We start from the raw sequence: 22,862 nt of genomic DNA on the forward strand, positions 1-22,862 counted from the left end.
GCGCAGGCCAGGCTGCTGAGTGCCTGGCCGGCAGGTCAGCCGCTGCCAGGCGGAGCACAACTGCTGCAATTTGCCGATGGCCAGACACCCCCGCTGGCCAATAACCAGGGCGCCAGTCTTAGCCGGGCTCGCGGCTGGGTAGCCTTGGAGCATGACCCGCTGTCGACGCAAGACGGCTTGATCGGCGCCGAAGTCATCGACCTGGGCCAGGGCCAACGCCTCGCCGTACTGGCCCACGCGCCCAGCCTGATGCAGGTAATCGCCGAGCGCGCACCCAGCTATGCGCTGGTTGTCGCCCTACTGATGCTGGCCCTACTGGCGGCCTCGCAACTGCTGATCCACTTCCTGTTGAGCCATCTCAACACCCTCAAGGATGTGATGCTGCAGGTAGAGAAAAGCGGCGACCTGGCGGCACGCGTGCCACTCGAGTGCCGTGACGAAATCGGCCAGATGGCCACGGCCTTCAATGCCATGCAGGCCGGTTATCAACGTGTGGTCGGCATCGTTGCGCAGACTGCCGCACGCCTGGACGAAGGCGCCGAGCGCATGGCTGTAAGCATGCGCGACGTGCGCCAGGGCATGCTCGACCAGCAAAGCGAGACAGAACAGGCGGCCACCGCGATCAATGAGATGTCCACCACCGTTCACCATATCGCGCAACACACGGCGGATACCCGCGACCAGTCAAAAACCGCCGAGCAACTGGCCGGCAGTGGTCAGCAAGTGGTCGACCGTGTCGGTCAGTCGATCGCTGGGTTGTCCAGCGGCGTGCAACAGACGGCGCAAATGATCCAGCAACTGGCCGTCGACAGTCAGAAAATCAGCAGCGTCGTCAGTGAGATTCACGGCATTGCCGAACAGACCAACCTGCTCGCCCTCAACGCCGCCATCGAAGCCGCCCGCGCCGGCGAAATGGGCCGCGGCTTTGCGGTGGTGGCCGATGAAGTGCGCAATTTGGCCAAGCGTGTGCAGGTATCGACCGACGAGATCACCCGGATGATCTCCTCCCTGCAAAGCGGCACCCACGACGCCGTCGAGTTCATGCAGGAAAGCTCGCTCAAGGCCGATGACTGCGTGCAACAGGCCCACGCAGCAGGCGAGGCGCTGGTCGCTATCACCGGCTCGGTGGCGCAGATGCGCGAGAGCAACACCCAGATTGCGGTAGCTGCCGAACAGCAGAGTCAGGTGGCCGAAGAAATGAACCGCTCCATCGTGAGCATTCGCGACGTCACCGAACAGACGGTGCAGCAAACCTCAGGCTCAGCCACCACCAGTTCCGAGCTGGCGGCCTTGGCCGGCGAGCTGAACCGGGCCATTCGCCAGCTCAAGCTCTAGACGACAAGAAGCCTCAAGCTGCACGTGCTGGAGGCTTTTTGTCCACGGTTTAACCGAACACCGTGACTGTCTGCCGGCTGATCGCCAGCAACTCACCGCGCGGGCCCCACAAGGCGGCGGCAATATGTCCGTAGCCGTCGCGGGCGTGTTCGATCTGCGCACGGTACTGGCACCAATCGAGGGTATTCAACTCGGCAACCGGCTGGATGAACTCGATAGTCCAGGTCAACGAACTGCCCGGTGCTGGCGCAGATAGGTGCGAGAGCACTGCCGGCGGCCAGGCATCGACCAGGGCCAGCAGGTGCGCCTCGCTGACTGGCTGTACGTCACCTTCCTCGCGCAAGCGCACCCAGCCGCCCATTTCCCGCGAGGGATTGTTGCTGAAGGGCATGCCGCCGATCCCCCAGCGCATCGCCAGGAATCGCGTGAACTCCGGCGTCACATTGCGCACGTAGGCGAGTTCCTGGCAGTCCTCGACCGGCCTGATCTGCGGCGCGGCTTCAGCCGCAACCGTGATCGCCGACTCGCGCGCCGCGCCGAAACTGCCCTGCACCAGGGTCACCACCTGACCATTCTGCAGCGCTCGCCCCAGCACCTGACTGACCGCCTTGCCTTCACGCAACACCTCAACCTGGAAGCTCACCGGTACATCCGGCTCGGCCGGGCCGACGAAGGTGATAGCCAGCGAACGCGGCGGCCGCCCCGCAGGGACATGAGCACGCATGGCTTCATACACCAGCGCAGCCATCAAACCACCGAAACTGGCCCGTCCCTGCGCCCAGGCGGACGGGATGACCACGGCCTGCGGCTTGCTGCGAACGGCCTGGAGCAACTCGGAAAATTCCATAACCACCTCAAGATATCTATAGCCGGTGATCTTAGGGGAAATGCCCCATCGTGCGAAACGGCGTTTCGGCCAATTGAGCCGGGCAAACGGCGCATCGAGCACGGAGCCCCTGCTGGCCTGGTCGGTTAATCCGTTTAGCCTGCACCACCGACGCCACCACCTGGCAGTCCTGCGAACTGCAGTGGCCGCGGCGCGCGCCCTATGGTTGGGGAGCGGTAGATAAAATGTCGGGAACATTCTCCGCGAGCGGGCGCGGCCGCCTGCCTGGCTCTCGCAGGCTTGAGCCCAAGACAAGGATTTCGCCCCGAGGTCGGGCCTCCCACGGCAAAGACTCGAGCCTGCGCATTTGAATTAAGCAATTGACCGGACAGGCGTCTACTCGGCCGTGGGGAAATCCGCTTGCAGCGCCAGCAATGCCAGGTCAGCCGTCTCCTCGGCTGCCTGCAATGCTGTGCGCCAGGTGGCAACGCACACGGCAAGATCCGCTTCCTGTTCGGCGCGCTGCAGCCACTGCAAGAGGTCATGCCAATCGCCCAGGGCCGACTGCGCCGCCTTCAGGCGCGCCAGGGTCTTGGCCGACAATCCGCTCAGTTTAGGGTAAGCCTCGGCGCCATAGCGCACACGCTTGATCAACAAGCGCAGGCGATGACGATCATGCGCAGGATCGACCAAGGCCTCGGCCAGGCGCCGCTGCTGCTTGGCCAGGCGTCGCCTGACCCGTTTAGCCAGGCCACGCAGCTCAGCGTCCGCCGCCGCTTGGCGCCACAACTGCGGCCACTGGTCCAGCGCCTCGAACAGCGCCGGCAGCGCATCACCATCCAGCAACGCCGCATAGCCGGCGAGCAAGCGCGACTGACGCAGGTTGACCGCGTCACGCCGACCCTGACTCTGCAAATGGGCGAGCAACACCTCGAGTTCACGCAACGGCCCGCTGCTTCGCCCAAGCTCGGCCGCTTGTTGCTGCAGCGCAGCGCACGCAGGCACTCCGCGCAGCGGCTGCAGCAGGCTGCGCAGCTTGCGCAGAGCAATGCGCAGGTCATGCAGGGCTTCAGAATCGGTCTTGGCCAGCAACCGCTCGCGGCAGGCATACAGCGTGACCTGCAGACGCAGAACCTGCTGCAACTCGCCCTCGATAAAGCACCCCATGGAATCTTCCCTTCCAGCCCGTTAGAACTGCCAGCTTAGCAGCGTAAGTCGACCTGGGCGGCGCTCCGTTCGCAGCGCAGCGACAGCCCGCCAGATTGGTGCCGCCCGATTATCTGCGGCGATCTCGAGCGGCTCCCACCCCTGGGGCTGCCCGCCAGATCGCCTTGTGCCAAGGCAGCGCCCGGCGCAAGACGGCCAGGTGCACGCGCAACTCTGCCGGGCGCGCCTCGCCCCCGGCATAGCGCTGCGCCTCGAAGGCTGCCGCGAAGTTGCCAATGGCCTGCGCCTGGGCTGGCAAGGCCTGCGCCGCGCGTTCGGCATAGGCGCGCGCGCCTTCGCCCGGCTGACGGTGCACGGCATGCCGCGCCAACAACTGTTCGAAGCGCCTGAACAGACGCTGCTGGGGGTCACGCTCGCGCTGCCAGGGCTTGAATAGCCAGAGCGCCAGCAGCCCCAGCAATAGCCCACCAGCGCCCACCAGGCTGAGTGCCAGGACCCGGGCATCGATAAGACCGAACCAGCGTTGCAGCAATTGCAGCTGCTGCGCGCCCTGATAGCCGAGCACCAGACGCTGCCAGCCATGGTTGAGGTTGTCCCAGGCCAGGCGCAGTTGGTTCAGCCAACCCAACTGGCGGTAACGCAACGGTGAAAACGGCGAGCCCTCGAGAAAGCTCTGCTCGTCGGCCAGCGCCTCTTCCAGGCCCAACTCGATACGCTCAGGCGCCACCTGAAAGGTCGGATCGACACTCACCCAGCCCTTGCCCGCCTGCCAGTATTCGACCCAGGCATGCGCATCGAACTGGCGCACCTGGACGTAGTTGCCGCCGGGGTTGTACTCGCCGCCCTGGTAGCCGGCCACCACCCGCGCCGGAATGCCAGCAGCGCGCAGGACGAAGACCATGGCGCCGGCGTAATGGGCACAGAAGCCGTTGCGGCTCTCGAACAGAAAATCATCGATGCTGTTCAACCCCAACCGTGGCGGGCGCAAGGTATAGCCGAAGGGCTCGCGGTTGAAATGACTGAGCACGGCCTGCACCAGCTGCTCGGCGGGCGGATATTGCCGCTTGAGCTCGGCGCCCCAGGCACGACTGCGTGGGTCACCGTCCTCCGGCAGCTGCAAGGCCCGCCGCAGGCTGTCGCTGGAAGCTGCCGTGGCACGTAGTGACGCTGGCCAGGACGTTACCTGATAGAGCAAGGTGCGTTCGACCGGCCGCCTGCGCTGCAGGCGGTAATCACTCATCTGCCGGGTGTTTTCCAGGCGGGTCTCGGCGACGTCCAGGGCAAACAGCCAGGACTGCGAACTGGGCTGCATGACGATGCTGTAACGCAGCGGCTCACCCTGTTTTTCCCAGGCTGGGGTCGGCAACAACTGGGCAAAGCTCGCCTGCGACCAGCGTCGACCGTCGAAGCGCTCGAAGGTCAACGCCCGCCAGTAGAGCTGCTCGTGCGGTGGCACCTCGCCCTCGAAGCTGGCACGAAAGGCCAGCCCGCTCGAGCGGCTCAGTTCGGCTATATCCGCTGGCGCCATGCTCTCGGCCAACCCGCTGACCGCGCGCTCACTCGGCAGTGGCAGTGACCACAGCGGCCCCATGCGCGGGAAGAAAACAAACAGCAGGAGCATCAGGGGCACGGCCTGCAGCAGCAAGCCGGCAGCCAAGCGTGCGGTCGCCCAAGGCTGCGCGGCGACGCCGCTCTGTTGCAGGCCGATCAGGGCCGCCAGCAAGGCGGTAACCGGCAGCAGGCTATACAGCGCGGCGAGCATGCTGTCATCGAACAGATAGGCGCTGACCACAACGAAGAAGCCGAGAAAGATCACCACCAGAGCATCACGGCGGGTGCGCATTTCGAGCAACTTGAGGATGAAGGCGGCAATCAGCAACACCACCCCGGCATCCAGGCCGATCAGGCTGCCGCGGGAAAACAGCACGCCGACGGCCGCACCCAGCATCAATCCGGCCTTGACCCAGGCATTCGGATAACCGGCATGCATACGCAAGATCTGGATGCGCCAGGCCGCGCAGCCCAGCCACAGGCCGACGATCCACAGCGGCAGATGGCCCAGGTGCGGGATGATCACCAGCACCTGGGCGACCAGCAACCAGGTCAGGCTGATGCGCGGGATTGCCCCCGGCCGGCTCATGCCGGCGTGCCGAACAGCGCCAGCGCGCGCAGGCAGGCTTCGCGGTGCTGCTCGCCACTGGCGGGCGCCAGCACCTGGCCCGGCAAACGCAGGGCAAAGGGCTGCTGACGCTCGGACAGTTGCAGCACCCAATGACAGAGCAGCGACAAGCGCAGCTCGACATCCCCCGCCAGCGCCTCGAAATCCAGCCACGGGTCGCGCCCGCCGAGCGCGGCGAAGTCCTTGACCAACAGCCCCTGGCCACGGGAATAGGCCTTCCAGTGCAGGCGCCTTTTGGAGTCGCCGGGCTGGTAACTCTTCAGCCCCTGAAAATCCTCGGCGCCCTGGCCGTGGGCGCGCATACCCTGCTGGTGCAACTCGTCAGCACCACCTGCGGCCAGCGGCAACTCGCCCTCCCGCGGTTGCGGATAGACCAGCAGTGCCTGGTCCAGGTCGACCCAACTCCAGGCCACCAGGAGGCCCAGCGGGAAGCGACTTTCGACCCGCAGGCGCCCCGGCCGCAGCCAGCCGCGGCGCAGCGCCGGCAGGCTCAACTCGCACTCACTGACGCCGTGCGCGGGCACATCCTGAGTCTGATAAGGCTGCGACGGCCAACCCAGGGCGATCGCCTGGTGCGCCCGTGCGCTGCTTTCCAGACGCAGGTGAAACTGCCCTTGTTCGCCGACGAACACCGCCCTTGCACCAGAGGCCTTGAGCACCAGGCCCGCCAGGTTACGGTAGGTGTGCAGGATGGCGACGATAAACAGCGACGTCAGCAGAAAGGTCAGGGCATAGGCCAGGCTGTTCTGGTAATTGATCGCGGTCAGCAGCATCAGCAGCAGCGCCAGGGCAAATGCCAGCCCGACCCGCGTCGGCACGATGAAGATCCGCCGCTGGGTCAGGCGCACGCTGGCGGCCGGGGGAATCCGCCGGGCCAGCCAGCGACTCCAGCGCCGCTTGAACTCTTGCCTCAAAGCGCCGGCACCTCGCGCAGCAACCATTGCACCAGCGCGCCGCCGCCATGCCCGGTCGGATCGGCGCGCTCGCGCAGGCGATGACCGACCACCGACGGCAGCACGGCCTGCACATCTTCCGGAATCACATAATCGCGGCCGTCGAGAAAGGCCCAGGCGCGGGCGGCGGCGAGCAAAGCCAGGCTGGCCCGCGGCGACAGCCCCCAGGCGAACTGCGGCTGGCTGCGGGTGGCATCGACCAGACGCAGCACATAGTCGATCAGGGCATCGCTGGCGCGTACCTTGGGCACCTCGGCCTGGATCAGCGCCAGCGCGGCATGGTCGAGAAGCGCCTCCAGGCGCGGCAGCAACGAGCGCCGCGAATCGCCGAGGAGCAAGGCTTTCTCAGCGGCCTTGGCCGGGTAACCGAGCGACAGCCGCATGAGGAAGCGATCGAGCTGCGACTCGGGCAGGGCGAAGGTGCCGCCCTGGCTCACCGGGTTCTGCGTGGCGATGACAAAGAAGGGTTCCGGCAGCGCTCGGGTCGCGCCCTCGATGGTCACCTGGCCCTCCTCCATGGCCTCGAGCAATGCGCTCTGGCTTTTCGGGGTGGCCCGGTTGATCTCATCGGCCAACACCAGTTCGGCGAATATCGGCCCCGGATGAAAGACGAATTGCCCGCTGTCCTTGACGAACACCGAGGTGCCGAGGATATCGCCAGGCAACAGGTCGGAGGTGAACTGGATACGCTGAAAGCTCAGTCCCAGGACCCTGGCCAGCGCGTGGCTGAGGGTGGTCTTGCCCATGCCCGGCAAGTCCTCGATCAACAGATGGCCGCGGGCCAACAGGCAGGCCAGGGCCAGGCGCACCTGCGGTTCCTTGCCCAGCAGCACCTGATTCACCGCATCCAGGCAGGCATTCAGTCTTGTGCGCATCGTTCGCTCCGGCCTTTATCCAAGTGCGTCGATGCTACTGGCCAGCGTCAGGCGGGCAAAGCACCCTGTAACCTTTGCTGACGAAACTGTGAGCGCGGTTCTCACTTTGCGGCGAACGCTACAAGCGGAAATGCTCAGCCATGCCCTGCAGTTCGCGGCCCAACTGCGCCATGCGAATGCTCGAGTCGGCCGTTTCGTCCATCGCCACTGAGGACTGATCGGCGATATCGCGAATCGAGGTCACGCTGCGACTGATCTCTTCGGCCACCGCCGTCTGCTGTTCTGCCGCGGCGGCGATCTGCTGGTTCATCTCGAAGATCAGGGTCACTGCCTCGGCAATCCCGGCCAGGGCGCCCTCGGTCTGATTGGCATCCTCCACCACATGCGCGACCAGGGCACCGCTCTGCTGCATGTCGGCCACCGAGCGCCGCGCGCCCTCGCGCAGCGTGGCTATCAGGCCTTCGATTTCCGCGGTGGACTGCTGGGTACGCTTGGCCAGGGCACGCACCTCATCGGCCACCACGGCAAAGCCACGGCCCTGCTCGCCGGCGCGCGCGGCCTCGATGGCGGCGTTGAGGGCCAGCAGGTTGGTCTGTTCGGCTACATTCTTGATCACATCCAGCACCGAATCGATGCGCTGGGTGTCCTGGCTGAGGCGCTCGATGCTCTGGGTGGTGGTGTCCATCGCCGCCGCCAGCTGGTCGATCCGCACCAGGGTCTGGCGTACCACCTCGGCACCGCGACTGACCCGGTTGTCGGCGTCCTCGGTGGAAGCGGCGGCGGCTTCGGCGTTGCGCGCCACCTCATGTACGGTGGCGGTCATCTCGCTCATGGCGGTCGCCACCTGATCGGTTTCCACCCGCTGGCCATTGACGCCCAGGCGGGTCTGCTCGGTAATCGCCGACAACGACTGGGCCGACGCGGAAATCTGGCTCACCCCGCCCTGCAGCTGGCCGACCATCTCGCGCAGGTTGTTCGACATGCCCTGCATGGCGGCCTGCAACTGCCCCACCTCGTCGCTGCGCCGTACCTCGATGTGCACACTGAGGTCGCCCTCGGCGATCTGCCGAGCCTGCCCGATCACCTGCTTGAGGGGACGCACGATCACCAGGGTGATGGCCAGGGTCGCGAGCAGGCCGATCACCAGGGCCAGCACTGCGGCAAGCAGGATCAGCCAGCCACTGGCTTGCAATTGCGCCTGCATGGCACTCTTTTGGTGAGAGTAGGCCTGTTCCACCAGCTCGACGATGCGCTCGGCCTGCGCCACCAGCAAGGCGTATTCCTGCTTCTGCTGGCGCAAGTGGCCGTTGTACTCCTTGAGCCGTTCGTTGAACGAGTCGACGTTGCCGATGACCTCCGCCAGCACCGAGGCATACCCCGGATCAGTCATGGCATCGCGCAACTCACCGGCCAGGGTTTGTGCATCGAGGGCTTGCTGGATTTCACCCTGGGCGACCTCGGCAGAACTGCGGCTCTGCTGCAGGCGTACACGGGCCTGTTCGAGCGCCTGCAACAAGAGCTGATGGACCTTGCCGATCTGCCCGGCCTGCAGCACCGACTCGCCGCCTTGCGTACCCTGGCTGCTCTCGAGCAGGTCGACACCATCCTCGGCCAGCCCATCCTTGAGCAGCTCCAGGCTGTTGGAGGCACTCACCACCAGCCAATTGGCCGCTTCCAGGGACAGGCTCATGTTTCCGGTAAGATCGACATAACGGTCGAAGGCCGCGCGGTACTGGTCAACGGCACCGTTGACCTCGCCCAGCACCTGTCCAGCGGCGGCCGGCAGTTCGGCCTGCAAGGCTGCGCTGCTCGCCAGCAGCGTCTCGACCTGCTCATGCAGGCGCTCGACATGAGCGGTATCGGTCGTCAGGGCAAAATCCTGCTCGCGGCGGCGGATCTGCAGGACCTGGGTATTGATCGCGCTCATGCGCTCGAGCAACGCCGAGCGGGCAGCGACCTCACGCAGGGCCGAATAGCCGGTGGCGGCAACCACCGCCGTGAGCGCCAGCACCACGCCGAAGCCCAGGGCCAGTTTTTTCGCCGTACTCAAGCTGGCGACGTGCCGTTGCAGATCAGTCCACATAATTGCGCTCCATCCCAGCCCCTGGCGAACCCAGGTTCGCCAGCCTTATCGCCCAAGATAAGAGCGCAAGGCTGCTGGCGACAAGCCAGCAGCCTTGTCGATTGTGCTTTTAGCTATATGCAGGTCGTTTTCAGAGCGGGTTGATTCAGGGGCGGCGCATCTCGAAGCTATCGCGAGTCCGGGTATAGGCCATGCCGCCCAGGCGGCCGATCAGATCGAGCTTGTGCGGATCGATCCGGCCCTGGTCGTTGAGCACTGCATCGTCGACATGGGCGAGCAGCACTTCGGCGAAGATCAGGTGGCAGTTCGGCGTATCCGGCGGATACGCCAGCACCTGCGCCACACGGCACTCGAAGGCCACCGCCGCGCCGGCCACGCGCGGCACCTCAACTCGTTCGCTGGCCAGGCTGGCGATGCCACAGCTCTCGAACTCGCTGACCCCGTGGGGCAGGTGGGCGGCACTGGCATTCATCGCCTCGGCCTGGGCGAAGGACACCAACTGGATCACCAGCTCGCCGTTCGCCTGCACATTGCGCAAGGTGTCTTTCAGGCTGCCGTCGTCGCGCAGGTTGACGTTGACCATCAACGTCGGCGGTGCGTCGCTGATCACCTGAAAAAAACTGAACGGCGCCAGGTTGCTGATGCCGTCACGGGAAACACTGGACACCCAGGCGATCGGCCGCGGCGTTACCGTGGACGCCAACCAGCGGTAGGCATCCAGTGGAGTCAGGCTGGCGAAATCGAGCTGCATCAGCGCCCTGCTCGCGACTCACGGATGTAGAAGCGCGCGCGCTCGGCCTTGCTGGTGCAGCCCTTGTACCCTTCAAATTGCTGCTGGGTTTTCGCCGCGGTCAGCAGCGACAGGGCTTTGGAATAACTCACGGTGCCGGTAAAACCTTCGGCCTTGGCCAGATCCAGCTCGGCCCACGCCGCGTTGAGTTGATTGGCGCAACTGTCGCGATAGGCGGTTTTGCCGGCACAACCGGCCAGCACCAGGGCGATCATCGGTAGCAAGATCCAAGCTTTCATGTTGCGCACTCCTTGATATCGGAAAACAAGCAGATGGTGATGATGTCAATATGACGCCAGCCAGACGGAAAAGTGCCCGCTCCGGTCAAGATTGACCCGATCAAGCATGGCTGCGCTGACGCAGGAACGCCACTACGTCAGCCTGTTCGCCCACGAACTCGATGCGTCCGGCCTTGCTCTCGCGCTGGAAGGCGTACATGGGATCGTAATACTCGACCAGCAACGCCTCGATCCAGCCGCGGTGCAGATCCACCACGCCCTGGCTCTGCTGCTGCAACAGGGCTTGATCCATGATCGCCGCCAAACGCTGGTAACGTTCACCGCCCAGACGCTTGAGGATATTCGCCAGGCTTTGCTGCAGGCGCTCGGCGAAGGCCTTGAATCCCTCCTCTGCACCCTGAAGGGCGATGAATTCGGCGCACAGGTCGATCACATAATCCTTGAGAATGCGCTCGACCCGGCCCGCCAGGCTGTCTTCCAGCCAGACCATGGGGAATTCCTGCATGCCCTGGTAGAGCTCCAGCGGCAAGGCGCTTTTGCCGATGATGCGGCCCTCGTCCTCGAGCACGAACTGCTCGATACCCCTCGCACGTTTTTTCAGGATATCGACCGCCAGGGCATTCTCGAAATCGATCTGCGCCGGCTGGACAGTGGCGCGCTTGCCGAAGCTGGAACCGCGGTGATTGGCATGGCCTTCCAGATCCAGGCTGTTGTCGAGCTGGGCGATCACCTCGGTCTTGCCGGTGCCGGTCATGCCGCCGACCAGAATGAAGTCGCACTGCGCCGTCGCTTGCTCGGTGGTTTCCAGGAGAAAGGTACGCATCGCCTTGTAGCCGCCGATCACCCGCGGATAGTCGATGCCCGCCTCGCTTTTCAGCCATTGCTGGACAATCTGCGAGCGCAGGCCGCCGCGAAAGCAATACAGATAGCCCTCGGGATTGGCCCTGGCAAAGGCCGCCCAGGCCTCAATCCGCTGCGCCTTGATCGCACCGCTGACCAGTTGATGACCCAGTTCGATGGCAGCTTGCTGGCCGCGCTGCTTGTAGCAGGTGCCGACTCTCTGCCGCTCATCGTCGTCCATCAGCGGCAGGTTGCGCACGCCGGGGAAGGCACCCTTGGCAAACTCCACCGGGGCGCGGGCATCCATCATCGGCGTGTCGTTGAGAAACAGTTGGCGGTAGTCCTGAGTGTTGTCGCGCATCACAGCACCTCGACGGCGTAGTGCTGTCGCTCGAGCAATTGGCCGATCGGCTCGAGCGCCAGGCCCAGTTCGGCGGCGAGGACCAGAAACTCCGCTTCGCCCTCGGCGGTCACCGCGATCAGCAGGCCGCCACTGGTCTGCGGGTCGCACAGCAGAAGTTTGTACAGCTCGGGTAGCGGCGCAATCTTCTCGCCGTAACTGTCGAAGTTTCGCTGGGTCCCGCCCGGCACACAACCCTGCTCCAGGTAGTACTCGACGCTGGCCAGGCGCGGCACCTTGGCGAACTCGACACGTGCCGTCAGGCCGCTGCCGTCGGCCATCTCGACCAGGTGGCCGAGCAGGCCGAAACCGGTGACATCGGTCATCGCGGTGACTCCCGGCAACTTGCCGAAGCGGCTTCCGGGCTTGTTCAGGGTGCACATCCAGTCGCGCGCCAGGCCAACATCCTCGCTGCGCAGCTTGGCCTGTTTCTCCGCCGTGGTGAGGATGCCGATGCCCAGGGGTTTGCTCAGGTACAGCTTGCAGCCCACGGTAGCGGTGTCGTTGCGCTTCATATGGCGCTTTTCCACCAGGCCGGTGACGGCCAGGCCGAAGATCGGCTCGGGGGCATCGATGGAGTGCCCGCCCGCCAGCGGGATACCTGCCTGGTCACACACCGAGCGGGCGCCGCGAATCACGTCACGGGCCACTTCCGGGGCCAGCACATTGACCGGCCAGCCGAGAATGGCGATGGCCATCAGCGGGTCGGCGCCCATGGCATAAATGTCGCTGATCGCGTTGGTAGCGGCGATCCGGCCAAAATCGAAGGGATCGTCGACGATCGGCATGAAGAAGTCGGTGGTCGACACCACGCCGCGTTCTTCGTCGATGGCGTAGACCGCGGCATCGTCACGCGAGGCATTGCCGACCCAGAGATTGGGGTCGAGATTCTGCGCGCCACTGCCAGCCAGGATCACCTCCAGCACCTTGGGGGAAATCTTGCACCCGCAGCCAGCGCCGTGGCTGTACTGGGTCAAACGGATTGGCTCGCTCATGGAATCTCACTCATATCGTCGACAGGCGGCGGCATTCTATCAAATGTGGCCTTGGCGCCAGTGGTCGGCGCGCGGTATGTTGATAAAACAATGCGTTACGGGGGTAAATGATGACGAAGCGAGTAGCGTTGGTCCTGGGCTCAGGCGGCGCGCGTGGCTATGCGCATATCGGCGTGATCCAAGAGCTGGAAGCGCGCGGCTACGACATTGCCTGCATCGCCGGTTGCTCCATGGGCGCGGTGATCGGCGGCATCTATGCCGCTGGCAAACTAAAGGAATACAGCGACTGGACCCAGAGCCTGGATTACCTGGATGTCCTGCGCCTACTCGATGTCAGCTTCCGCCTGGGCGCCATTCGCGGCGAGAAGGTGTTCGGCAAGATCCGCGAAATCGTCGGGGAGATCAATATCGAGGATCTGTCGATTCCCTTCACCGCAGTCGCTACCGACCTGACCAACCAGCAGGAAATCTGGTTCCAGGAAGGCTGCCTGCACCAGGCCATGCGTGCCTCGGCGGCGATCCCCAGCCTGTTCACCCCGGTGATCCAGGGTAAGCGCATGCTGGTCGACGGCGGCTTGATCAATCCGCTGCCAATAGTGCCGGTGGTGTCCAGCCATTGCGACCTGATCATCGCGGTCAACCTCAACTCGACCAACCAGCAGCATTACCAGTTACCCGTGATCGAAAGGCCGCCGGCGCTGAAAGGCCGCTTCGACCTGGTGATGAACTCGCTCGGCTCACGGCTGCCCACTTTTCGCCGCAAGCACGGCGAGGACGACGAATTACTGATGGCAGAACCGCCTCACGAGCAGCCAAACCCCTGGCTGCAGCGACCTGCCGAGCCCACCCCCACTGAGGGGAAAAGCGCAGGCGCCACCAAGTCTGCCAGCGGTTCGCGGGTCGCCGACCTGAGCGGGCCGGCCTCCCTGCTGGAGCTGATCAACCAGAGCTTCGAGGTCATGCAGACCTCACTGGCACAGTACAAGATCGCCGGCTACCCGCCTGACATCCTGATCAACGTACCCAGGCGCGCCTGCCGCTTCTTCGAGTTCTACAAGGCCCCGGAATTGATCATGCTCGGTCGACAGATCGCCCGCGACACCTTGGAGAAATACGAACAGGATAACTAGTCCAGCCCATCGGGTGGCAGGCTCTCGCGCGGCGACTGAGACACTGGTGCCTTGTTTGCCACCCAGTCGGTGAGCAGGCTGTAGGCCACGGCGAGCAAGGTCGGACCAAGGAACAGGCCCATGAAACCAAAGGCCAGAAGGCCGCCAAACACGCCGAGCAGGACCACCACCAAGGGCAGGTTACCGCCGCGACTGATCAGATAGGGCTTGAGGATGTTGTCCACGCCACTGATCACGAACATGCCCCAGATTCCGAGAAAGATGGCAAAACCATAGTCGCCCTGAGCGAACAGCCAGGCAGTGGCTGGTACCCAGACCAGTGGCGGCCCCATGGGGATCAGGCTGAACACGAAGGTGAGGATGCCGAGGATCAGCGCACCCGGTACGCCGGCTATATAGAACCCGATAAACGCCAACAGCGCCTGCGCCGCCGCCGTACCGATGACGCCGTTGACCACCCGCTGTACGGTGCCGGCAACCAGCTCCAGGTAGTGTTCAGCACGATCCCCGATCAGGCGCTCAAGCAGGCTCCGAGCAAACTCCGCAAGACGCGCCCCGTCGCGGTAGAAGAAGAACACCAGCACCAGGCTCAGGGACAGCTCAAGAATCCCCCCGCCCACTTGCGCACTTCGGGCCAATAACCAATTGCCGACCTGACCGAGATAGGGTTTGAGGGTGGCGAAAAACGCCACGCCCTGCTGATCGATGGTCTGCCAGAGCCTGAGCAGACTTTCACCTACCAGCGGGATGCCCACCAACCAGTCCGGCGCTGGAGGCAGGCCTGTGACCTGGTAACCCTTGAACAGCGCCGTGGCTGCGCCGACATGCTCGGCCAGGTTTAACCCCAGCATCACCAAGGGCACCGCCACCAAGCCAATCCAGCCCAGAGTCAGCAGTCCGGCCGCAGCGGTTTGTCGGCCATTGAGCAAGCGGGTCAGCCCGCGCATCAGCGGCCAGCTGGCAAAGGACAACACGGCAGCCCAGAACAGCGCCGAGCCAAACGGCGCAAGTACCCACAGGCTCGCGCCGAGTAGCCCGAGGAGCAAAATCTGCACCAGCAAGCGATCGTTATTGAGCATTATTGCAACTCCGAAAGAGAGAAACGACGCTAGGAGCCTGTCGGACTTGACCGTCCGTAGCGAGGGAAATCCGGCTTGAGTCAGTCTTGCTGATCTTTCGCGGCGAATAGCGAGCTATTTAACGAGAAAGAGCGGCAAAAATGGGCAAATCCGGCTTTTCCGCAGTAGGTCAGGGTTAAGTCTGACAGGCTCCCAGACCCTGCACCTCAGGTGCAGGGCCCAGTCAGCAGGCCATTACCGGATGGTTAGCGCAGCAGGTTGATACGGAACCCTGCCACGGTGGCATCGCCCAGCTCTAGCCGTGACGCCCTGACCCGCTGTTCGACCAGCGCCTGGCGCCAGGCTTCGGCCTGGGCACCGGACAGGCTAACGCGCAAGGTGCTGTCGAGGTTGAGGCAGCGCGCCAGCAATGTCACCCAGGCTTCACTTGGCTCAGCCTGCTGAGGCAGGCGCAACTCGCCACCGTCCTTCAGCTGGCGGAGCAAGGTGGCCGGCGTTGGTAACACTTCAGCCAGCGGTGCATCAGCCGCGAGCAGCTCGACATGCAAATAGGCTCGTTTATTGCCCCGAGTGATGCTGTAGAGCGCCAGCAAACTGTCGTGTCGCGGCTCGGCCAAGCGCATCAGCACGTAGGCCTGCTCGTCATCGGAGCCATAGAGGATGCGGTTGCCGAATACCGCATTGGCCCAGAGGCTGCTCGATCCGCACTCACGGGCCTGACACCAGTAGAGCAACTCGGCATCCTGCGCCTGCAACGCTTCGCGGGCAGCGGTGAATACATCATCGGCCGTATGGGTGCGCGGCAACTCATACGTCAGCGAGGTCAGCTGCCCCTGCACCGCCACTTCGCGCTCATAGCGCAGGCGGCCACTGATACGTCGAATCGAACCTTGCGGGTAGATCCGCTCCTGCTCGGCGGCTTCGTTAAAACTGACGATCTGGCTACCGGGAAAACGCGGCAACACTTCGAGATCGCGGCTACCGGCGACATCCGCCGCAGATACAGCTGCCACCATGGCTGCGCTTGCCACCCCCCCTGCCAACAGACTGAACCAACCCATGTGAGCCCTCATTGGATTAGCATCGACTGGGCGGTCTTAACCGCGCTGTCATCCAGTACTTCGCGGCGCGGCAAGATTATGCCGCGCTGCACCGCCGGGCGGCTCTCTAGCGCATCGATCCAGCGCTGCAGGTGCTCCAGCCCCTCGATCGAGACCCCCGACCAGTCATGAATGCGCACCCAGGGGTAGGTGGCGATATCGGCAATGCTGTAGTCGCCGGCCAGGTATTCGGCCTCACCCAGGCGTCGATCCAGGATCTCGTAGAGACGCCGGGTTTCGTGCTGGTAACGGTCAATCGGGCCTTGCAGCTTCTCCGGAAAATAGCGGAAGAACACATTGGCCTGACCCTGCATCGGGCCGATACCACCCATCTGGAACATCAGCCACTGCAACACCAAGGAGCGGCCCTTGAGGTCCTGCGGCAGCAATTTCCCGGTCAGTTCGGCGAGGTAGATCAAAATCGCGCCGGACTCGAATACGGCGAAGTCCCCGTTATCGCGGTCGACGATAGCCGGAATCCGGCCGTTGGGGTTGATCTTGAGAAATTCCGAAGTCTTCTGCTCTTTGCGCTCGAAACTCAGCGCATGCAAGTTGTAGGGCAACTGCAGCTCCTCGAGCGCAATGGTCACCTTGTGACCATTGGGGGTCGCGGCGGTATAAAGGTCGATCATGCGATTCTCCATTGCAATCGGCCCCACCTTCCCCAGTTGCCTTTGGCAAGTCAAGACGAGTGTAAGAAAGGATTGAAACAGTCTGCGACGAGTTGCGCGCCAGCTTCGTCATCCAGATGCAGATGATGCCCGCCGGGCAGGCGGGTCAGGTCGATCGGCAAGCCGCTCACCAGCTCGGCGAACTGCGGCTGCGCCACGAACATGCCCTGCTCGGCCAGCAGCAGGCTGACCGGGCATTGCAGGTGCCGGACAAAAGCCATGGCATGGGCATGGGTCAGGCGCAGTGGCGATGGCAGGGTCAGACGGCTGTCGGTGCGCCAGGTATAACCACCCGGCACCGGCATCAGCCCGCGCTGGGCCAGCAACTCGGCGGCTTCGCGGCTGACCGCTGCGGTTCCGCGCATGCGCGCCTGAACCGCACGTTCAAACTCGGCGTAGACCGGCTTGCGCTTGCCGGCCAGGGCCATCTGCGCCTTGAGCGCCTCGGCCAGTTTCTGCGGCGCCGTGTCGGCCTCGCCAGTGTAGGGAATCAAACCGTCGATCAGCGCCAGGCGTTCGACTCGCTCGGGCAGTGCACCTGCCAGCAAGACCGAGACGATGGCGCCCATCGAATGACCGAGCAGGGAAAACCTCTGCCAGCCGAACTGCTCGGCCACCTGCAAGACATCGTGCACATTGTCCCAGATGCTATAGCTGGCCCCCGGCGGACGGTGATCGGAATGGCCATGACCGGCGAAATCCAGGGCGACGATGCGCAGCCCCGGCAACTTGGGCGCCAGCCGGGCGAAACTCGCGGCATTGTCCAGCCAGCCGTGCAAGGCGATCACCGGCAGGCCATCCGCCGGGCCATACAGATGGGCCGCCAGCTCGATATGCGGCAGGCTCAGGCGTACTTCCTCGAACGGCAGCTTCATGCGGATACCTCAACAGGGGGTTGACCGGACCAGCGCTGGAACAGTGACCGCAACAGCTCGGCCGTGTCCTGCGGCCGCTCCAGGGGGAACATGTGTCCGCCCGGCAAGGTCAGGTACTCACCCCTGGCCATGCGTCGAATCAAGTGCGCATGATGCGGTAGCACCACACGGCTGTGCCGACCCCGGATCATGGCCAGCGGCACTTGCAGCTGCTGCGGGCGCCCTGGACTCGTGTGCGGCACGCTGCGGTAGATACTGATTTCCGTGGCCGGGTCGAAACGCAGGCGCAGGCCCGACTCTTTGCCGTGCAGGCCATGTAGCAGATAGGCCTCCAGGCATTCCGGATCGAAACGGCGAAACAGGCTCTTGGCGGCGAAGTAGCTGCGGGCCTCGATCAGGTCGGCGAACTCTTCGCGCCGCCCCAGGGTGCGTCCAGCCGGGGTGATGCGATCGATAAAGCCGAAGCGCTTGGCCGCACGAATAACGATGCGGTCGGCCAGGGTCAGCACAGGCGAATCGAGCATCACCACCCCGCGGTACAGCTCAGGCCTGAGCAAGGCCGCGTGGTAATGCAGCACACCGCCGAGCGAGTGGCCGACGCCCCACACGGGCTCGCCGTGCTGCTCGAGATGATGCAGCAGCTCGTCGACCAGGTTGCTCCAGTTGTCATTCACCGGGAAGCGCGGATCGTGGCCGTGTTGCGGCAGATGCAGCATTTGGTAATCCGGGGCCAGGGCGGCGAACAGCTTTCCGTAGGTGGCCGAGGGAAAACCATTGGCATGGGCGAAGAACACGGGCTGAGTCATGGTGGCAGGCTTAGGCGAAATGATCTGGGGATTGTCCGGCAGCCACGCCGACACGGCAATGACGAACCGGCCAGTGAATGACGGCACTATGGCCAAACGCAAGGGGAGGCCCGCCAGCAAGTCGACGCGGGCCGGTTGCGACCCGATTCAACGGAGCGCCGGGCCGTTCTTGCCCAACGGCACGATGGCCATGGTCAGCCGGGAGATGCAGCTGATTTTGTCGTCCTCGCCGCTCAGGCGAATGTCCCAGACATGGGTGGTGCGCCCCAGATGTATCGCGCGCGCCACTGCCGTGACCCTCCCGCTGCGCAAGCCGCGCAGGTGGTTGGCATTCACCTCCAGGCCGACGCAGTAGAACTGACTGCTGTCGATACACAGGTGGCTTGCCATGGAACCGAGAGTTTGCGCCAACACCACAGAGGCGCCACCGTGCAGCAGGCCATAGGGCTGATGAGTGCGGGCATCGACCGCCATGCTGGCGCTGAGGGAGTCGTCGAAAAACTCGAAGCGAATGTCCAACTGTTCGCCGATGGTCTTGTGCAAGGTCGCGTTGAGCTGTTCGACATCCGGGGTTTACCGCCACAGGCTCATGGGAAATCCTTTTTTGCGGTTTAAGGAAAGCGGTTCGGTCCGGGAACTTCCCGGACCGAAGCCGTCACTCGTGCCATAGCACCGTTTCGTGGCGCTCGACCCAGTCGGCGAAGCGCGGCCCGTAAGCGCCTTCGACCACCGCGCGCTTGATCTTCAGGGTCGGCGTGAGGAAGCCGTTGTCCACTGCCCAGACGTCCTTGACCAATACCAGACGCTGCAAGCGCTCGTGCTTGTCGAGATCCAGATTGACCTGCTCAAGCAGGGCCTTGAGGCTGCGCTCCAAATCGCCACGGCTGCCATTGGCGACCTCCAGACGGCCGACATCGGAAAGCACACAGAGCGCCATGGGCTGAGCCATACCATCACCGACCACACACACTTGCTCGATACGCGAATGCACGGCCAGACGGTTTTCGATCGGCGCCGGGGCGACATACTTGCCCTTGCTGGTCTTGAAGATTTCCTTGATCCGTCCGGTCAGGCGCAGGTTGCCCTCGCTATCCTGCTCCCCCTTGTCGCCGGTGCGCAGGAAGCCGTCGGCGGTGACGGTTTCCGCGGTTTTCTGCGGATCCTTGTAATAACCCTGCATGGTCGCACCACTGCGCACCTGCACCTCGCCATCCTCGGCGATACGCACCTCCACACCGGGGCTGTTCTGGCCAATCCAGCCAGACTTGAATTTGCCCGGCCGGCCGACATGCGAGTAGCCGCAGTTCTCGGTCATGCCATAGACCTCGAGTACTTCCAGACCCAGGCGCTTGTACCAGTTGAGCAAGGTCTCAGGCACAGGCGCGGCGCCAGACAAGGCATAACGCACCGAATCCAGGCCAAGACCGGCAAGCACCTTGTTGCCGACCACACGACCGAGCAGGGGCAACTTGAGCAGGAAGTCGAGTCTTGCAGCCGGCATCTTGCTGTACACCCCCATCTGGAACTTGGTCCAGATCCGCGGCACGCCGAAGATTACCGTCGGCCGGGCCCGCTTGAGATCTTCGAGGAAGGTCTCCAGGCTCTCGGCGAAGAATACCGTCTGCCCAGAGTAGATCGACGCCATCTCGACGAACATGCGCTCAGCCACATGACACAGCGGCAGGTAGGAGAGGACCCGATCGTCTTCACCGACCCCGAACAACTCGGTGGCATGGCTGGCGGCAAAACCCAGGTTGCTGAAATTGTGCATTACCCCTTTCGGCGTGCCTGTGGTGCCGGAGGTATAAATGAGGGTGGCCAGTTGATTGGCTGAAGGCGTGGGATTGTCCTGAATCGGCGCGCAGGCTTGCAGCTCATCCCACAGGTAACTGAACGGCCCCGTGGGGCGCAACGGCAAGCCGATGGTTGGCAGCTCATCAGGCACCCCCGCCGCCATATCCGGCCAGTCGTCCAGCTTGCCGACGAACACCAGCACCGCCTCGGAATGGTTGAGCACCTGACGCACCGAGTCGGCGGTCAGGTTGGGGTACAGCGGCACCGAGACGTGTCCGGCCATCCAGATCGCCAGGTCGGCGATGATCCAGTGCGCACAGTTCTTGGAAATGATCGCGATACGGCTGCCTTGCGGCAGCTCCCGGCTGCGCAGCCAGTTGGCGCTACGCCGTGCCTGCTCGCCGACATCGGCCCAACTCAATTCCTCAAGCTGACCACCTGGCAACGGCTGAACCATGTAGCGCTTATTCGGGTGTCGGGCTTCACGCTGGTAAAACATGTCCAGCGGCAAACGGATTGCATCGGCCACAGGCCTTCCTCCTTTGTTGTTTTTGTGGAGCAAACCAAGCAATTGCTTGGTTTGACTATATCCACGCACAAAGGCAAGCGGCAAGTGAAGAAGTGTTTCGCTGTGTAGTCCAATTTCAGCCGTGTTGCGGGTGCACCAACGCGAGCAAATCCATCAGGCCGGCAGCCAGAACGTCGCCTTCCAGCTCGGCCAAGCTGGCGGTGTGCATGGGCAGCGGCTGCTGCCTGTGACCGTGGATCAACAGCCCGGCCAGGGTGCCGACCAGTGGCTGGTGGCTCACCAGCAGCAACTCGCCATCGTCGTAGCGATCGAGCTGGCGAAGGACTTCGCGCGGGTCGCTATCCGGCGTCAGCCAGGGCACGGTGTGGATAGCGCCGGTGTAACCCAGGGCGTCGCGGACCAGCGCGGCGGTTTGTTGCGCACGGACATAGGGACTGGCCAGGATCGCGCCGAGCGCACGCCCCTCCAGCTGCACCGTCGCCTGGCGCACCTCCTGGCAACCATGCGCCGTCAAGGCGCGCTCGGCATCGCTGCGCGCCTGTACTTCGGCCTCGCCATGGCGCAATAACCACAGCCTCATTGGCCAAGCCTCACAGCTTCGGTTCTTCGTCACGCACCGGGTGTGGCGCGGGTGGCACGCTATGCGGCGCCTGACCTTGCGGGAGCTGCGGGGTCGGCCAGTCGGCGAATGGCCAGGGCTTTTCTTCGCTATTGAAGGTACCGAAGCGGCCGATCTGTGCCAGGTACTGGCTCAGGCTGTCACCAAATCCGAGCAGGCTGGCGCTTGGCGCACCATAAAACAGCCGGTAGCCCAACTGCAGCAAGACCACGCCCCCGAGCACCAGCTCGGCCAGTTGCCAGACGATGACGAACACTGCCATCCAGAGAATCCGCAGCAGAATGGACTCGCGTTCCAGCTCTTTAGGCTCTTCGCTCATGAAAATCTCCTTGTGCAGTCGCGGGTCAGAAACCCGTGGTGGGAATAAAATCGACATCGGTCTTGGGCTCGGCAAGCATCAACTCTCCGATCACCTGATCCAGCGTGCGCCCCTCGAACACAATGGCATGCAAACCTGCAACCAGTGGCATGTATATCTGCAATTCCTCGGCCTTGTCCTTGAGCACCTTGATGGTGTTGACGCCTTCGGCCACCTCGCCCAATCGTTCCACCGCATCCTCGAGGCTCAGGCCCTCGCCCAAGGCGAAGCCGACCTGATAGTTACGGCTTTTCTCCGACGAACAGGTGACGATCAAATCGCCGACCCCAGCCAGACCGAGGAAGGTCATGGGGTTGGCACCCAGTTGCACGGCAAAGCGGGTCATCTCCGCCAAAGCACGAGTGATCAGCATGCTCCGGGTGTTCTCGCCCATGCCCATGGCCGAGGCCATTCCGGCCATGATTGCGTAGACGTTCTTCAGTGCGCCGCCCAGCTCCACGCCAAAGCGGTCGCCACTGGCATAGACGCGGAAGGTACGGCCATGCAGAGCCTCCTGAACGCGCAGGCACAGCTCTTCATCCTCACTGGCGATCACCGTGGCAGTCAGCGCATGTTCGGCGACCTCCCTGGCCAGGTTCGGACCGGACAGTACGCCGATGCGTGCCCGCGGGGCGATCTCTTCGAGGATCTGGCTCATCAGCTTGAAGCTATGCGCTTCGATGCCCTTGATGGTGCTGACCAGCAGCTTGCCATCGAGCTGCTCAGCTACCGGCTGCAGCACCTGACGCAGGACGCTGGAGGGCAAGGCGACAAAGACCAGCTGGCAGGCATCCAGGGTCGCGGCAAGGTCAGAGAGGGGGACCACACCCGAGTGAATTTTAATCCCCTTGAGATAACGCGGATTTTCGCGCGTAGCGAGGATGGCCTCGACTTGCTCCGGGTCACGCATCCAATGCAACACATGCTGACCATTCTCCGCCAGCAGGTTCGCAATTGCAGTGCCGAAGCTGCCGCCGCCGAGTACGGCTATGGGTTGCTGCTCAGTCATAAAGGTATCCGTTTTGGGCCGTGCGCAATGGCAATCTGGATTGCATTATACGGGCCGACAGGGCTGCGGCCAGCTTTTAGCTGGAGCCCAAGCCTTGCGCGGACTGGCAGAAATGCGCTCCCGCGTGTGCAGGTCGACTGAAAAAGCCGCGTGGCTCGGTTAATATGCCACCCCCTAACCACGAACAAGGCCGTTGCGTGGCAATCAACA

Annotated in this window: 22 protein-coding genes and 1 pseudogene; 2 read left to right on the forward strand and 21 right to left on the reverse strand. The window is 63.7% G+C overall.

The annotated features are described in order from the left end of the window. Positions 1–630 precede the first annotated feature (630 nt). A complete protein-coding gene (locus tag LJY18_RS22695) occupies positions 631–1,335 on the forward strand; it encodes a methyl-accepting chemotaxis protein (protein ID WP_442964481.1) in 705 nt (234 codons plus the stop codon). A 49-nt stretch (positions 1,336–1,384) separates the two neighbouring features. Here the strand turns inward: LJY18_RS22695 and LJY18_RS08820 are convergent, their stop codons facing one another. From LJY18_RS08820 to selD, 11 genes and pseudogenes are all read right to left on the reverse strand, one after another. Further along, on the reverse strand, positions 1,385–2,182 hold the full coding sequence (locus tag LJY18_RS08820; RefSeq protein ID WP_238041437.1) for an acyl-CoA thioesterase: 798 nt from the start codon (positions 2,180–2,182) through the stop codon (positions 1,385–1,387). Positions 2,183–2,557: 375 nt separating this feature from the next. Next, positions 2,558–3,328: a CHAD domain-containing protein gene (locus LJY18_RS08825; protein WP_238041438.1), complete on the reverse strand. Its 771-nt coding sequence runs from the start codon at positions 3,326–3,328 to the stop codon at positions 2,558–2,560. A gap of 109 nt (positions 3,329–3,437) precedes the next feature. Then, positions 3,438–5,468, reverse strand: coding sequence for a transglutaminase TgpA family protein (locus tag LJY18_RS08830; RefSeq protein WP_238041439.1), 2,031 nt, complete (start codon positions 5,466–5,468; stop codon positions 3,438–3,440). After that, positions 5,465–6,421, reverse strand: a complete 957-nt coding sequence (locus LJY18_RS08835) for a DUF58 domain-containing protein (protein ID WP_238041440.1) — start codon at positions 6,419–6,421, stop codon at positions 5,465–5,467. Before LJY18_RS08835 ends, LJY18_RS08830 begins: the two co-directional genes overlap by 4 nt. Beyond that, positions 6,418–7,335, reverse strand: a complete 918-nt coding sequence (locus LJY18_RS08840; RefSeq protein WP_238041441.1) for an AAA family ATPase — start codon at positions 7,333–7,335, stop codon at positions 6,418–6,420. Before LJY18_RS08840 ends, LJY18_RS08835 begins: the two co-directional genes overlap by 4 nt. A 118-nt stretch (positions 7,336–7,453) precedes the next feature. Continuing rightward, positions 7,454–8,326 (reverse strand): methyl-accepting chemotaxis protein, encoded by an 873-nt coding sequence (locus LJY18_RS22700; protein ID WP_442964482.1) that lies wholly within the window; start codon positions 8,324–8,326, stop codon positions 7,454–7,456. Next, positions 8,309–9,418: pseudogene (locus LJY18_RS22705) on the reverse strand (HAMP domain-containing protein); the annotation flags it as partial. The pseudogene LJY18_RS22705 and the gene LJY18_RS22700, both read right to left, overlap by 18 nt. Positions 9,419–9,563: 145 nt before the next feature. Then, positions 9,564–10,169, reverse strand: coding sequence for a flavin reductase family protein (locus LJY18_RS08850; protein ID WP_238041443.1), 606 nt, complete (start codon positions 10,167–10,169; stop codon positions 9,564–9,566). Continuing rightward, positions 10,169–10,447 carry a hypothetical protein gene (locus LJY18_RS08855; protein WP_079202388.1) on the reverse strand — a complete coding sequence of 93 codons (279 nt, stop codon included), beginning with the start codon at positions 10,445–10,447 and terminating at the stop codon, positions 10,169–10,171. The genes LJY18_RS08850 and LJY18_RS08855 overlap by 1 nt, the downstream gene beginning before the upstream one ends. Before the next feature lie 100 nt (positions 10,448–10,547). Continuing rightward, positions 10,548–11,648, reverse strand: a complete 1,101-nt coding sequence (mnmH, locus tag LJY18_RS08860) for a tRNA 2-selenouridine(34) synthase MnmH (protein ID WP_238041444.1) — start codon at positions 11,646–11,648, stop codon at positions 10,548–10,550. Next, positions 11,648–12,682 carry a selenide, water dikinase SelD gene (gene selD, locus LJY18_RS08865; RefSeq protein WP_238041445.1) on the reverse strand — a complete coding sequence of 345 codons (1,035 nt, stop codon included), beginning with the start codon at positions 12,680–12,682 and terminating at the stop codon, positions 11,648–11,650. The genes mnmH and selD overlap by 1 nt, the downstream gene beginning before the upstream one ends. Before the next feature lie 110 nt (positions 12,683–12,792). Between selD and LJY18_RS08870 the strand changes: the two genes are divergently transcribed. Beyond that, entirely contained in the window at positions 12,793–13,812 is a 1,020-nt protein-coding gene (locus tag LJY18_RS08870) for a patatin-like phospholipase family protein (RefSeq protein WP_238041446.1), read from the forward strand. On the opposite strand, the gene LJY18_RS08875 is transcribed toward LJY18_RS08870, so the two are convergent. From LJY18_RS08875 to LJY18_RS08920, 10 genes are all read right to left on the reverse strand, one after another. Further along, on the reverse strand, positions 13,809–14,891 hold the full coding sequence (locus LJY18_RS08875) for an AI-2E family transporter (RefSeq protein WP_238041447.1): 1,083 nt from the start codon (positions 14,889–14,891) through the stop codon (positions 13,809–13,811). The two genes, LJY18_RS08870 and LJY18_RS08875, sit on opposite strands and share 4 nt — an antisense overlap. 245 nt (positions 14,892–15,136) lie before the next feature. Next, entirely contained in the window at positions 15,137–15,952 is an 816-nt protein-coding gene (locus LJY18_RS08880; protein ID WP_238041448.1) for a DUF4892 domain-containing protein, read from the reverse strand. 8 nt (positions 15,953–15,960) lie between these two features. Then, positions 15,961–16,623, reverse strand: coding sequence for a glutathione S-transferase family protein (locus tag LJY18_RS08885; protein ID WP_238041449.1), 663 nt, complete (start codon positions 16,621–16,623; stop codon positions 15,961–15,963). Between the two features lie 50 nt (positions 16,624–16,673). Continuing rightward, positions 16,674–17,537 (reverse strand): alpha/beta fold hydrolase, encoded by an 864-nt coding sequence (locus LJY18_RS08890; protein ID WP_238041450.1) that lies wholly within the window; start codon positions 17,535–17,537, stop codon positions 16,674–16,676. Next, the gene (locus LJY18_RS08895; RefSeq protein WP_238041451.1) at positions 17,534–18,343 is read right to left on the reverse strand and encodes an alpha/beta fold hydrolase; all 810 of its coding nucleotides are present in this window, start codon (positions 18,341–18,343) and stop codon (positions 17,534–17,536) included. The genes LJY18_RS08890 and LJY18_RS08895 overlap by 4 nt, the downstream gene beginning before the upstream one ends. 147 nt (positions 18,344–18,490) lie before the next feature. Continuing rightward, positions 18,491–18,886: a hotdog fold thioesterase gene (locus LJY18_RS08900; RefSeq protein ID WP_238041452.1), complete on the reverse strand. Its 396-nt coding sequence runs from the start codon at positions 18,884–18,886 to the stop codon at positions 18,491–18,493. 112 nt (positions 18,887–18,998) lie between these two features. Further along, positions 18,999–20,666 carry an AMP-binding protein gene (locus tag LJY18_RS08905; protein ID WP_238041453.1) on the reverse strand — a complete coding sequence of 556 codons (1,668 nt, stop codon included), beginning with the start codon at positions 20,664–20,666 and terminating at the stop codon, positions 18,999–19,001. A gap of 115 nt (positions 20,667–20,781) precedes the next feature. Beyond that, positions 20,782–21,246 (reverse strand): phosphohistidine phosphatase SixA, encoded by a 465-nt coding sequence (gene sixA / locus LJY18_RS08910; protein ID WP_238041454.1) that lies wholly within the window; start codon positions 21,244–21,246, stop codon positions 20,782–20,784. A gap of 10 nt (positions 21,247–21,256) precedes the next feature. After that, the gene (locus LJY18_RS08915; protein ID WP_238041455.1) at positions 21,257–21,604 is read right to left on the reverse strand and encodes a DUF4389 domain-containing protein; all 348 of its coding nucleotides are present in this window, start codon (positions 21,602–21,604) and stop codon (positions 21,257–21,259) included. A 25-nt stretch (positions 21,605–21,629) separates the two neighbouring features. Beyond that, positions 21,630–22,652, reverse strand: coding sequence for an NAD(P)H-dependent glycerol-3-phosphate dehydrogenase (locus tag LJY18_RS08920; RefSeq protein ID WP_238041456.1), 1,023 nt, complete (start codon positions 22,650–22,652; stop codon positions 21,630–21,632). Between the last annotated feature and the right edge of the window lie 210 nt (positions 22,653–22,862).

This window comes from Pseudomonas sp. MMS21 TM103, assembly GCF_022132145.1.
In the GTDB taxonomy this organism is placed as follows: domain Bacteria; phylum Pseudomonadota; class Gammaproteobacteria; order Pseudomonadales; family Pseudomonadaceae; genus Aquipseudomonas.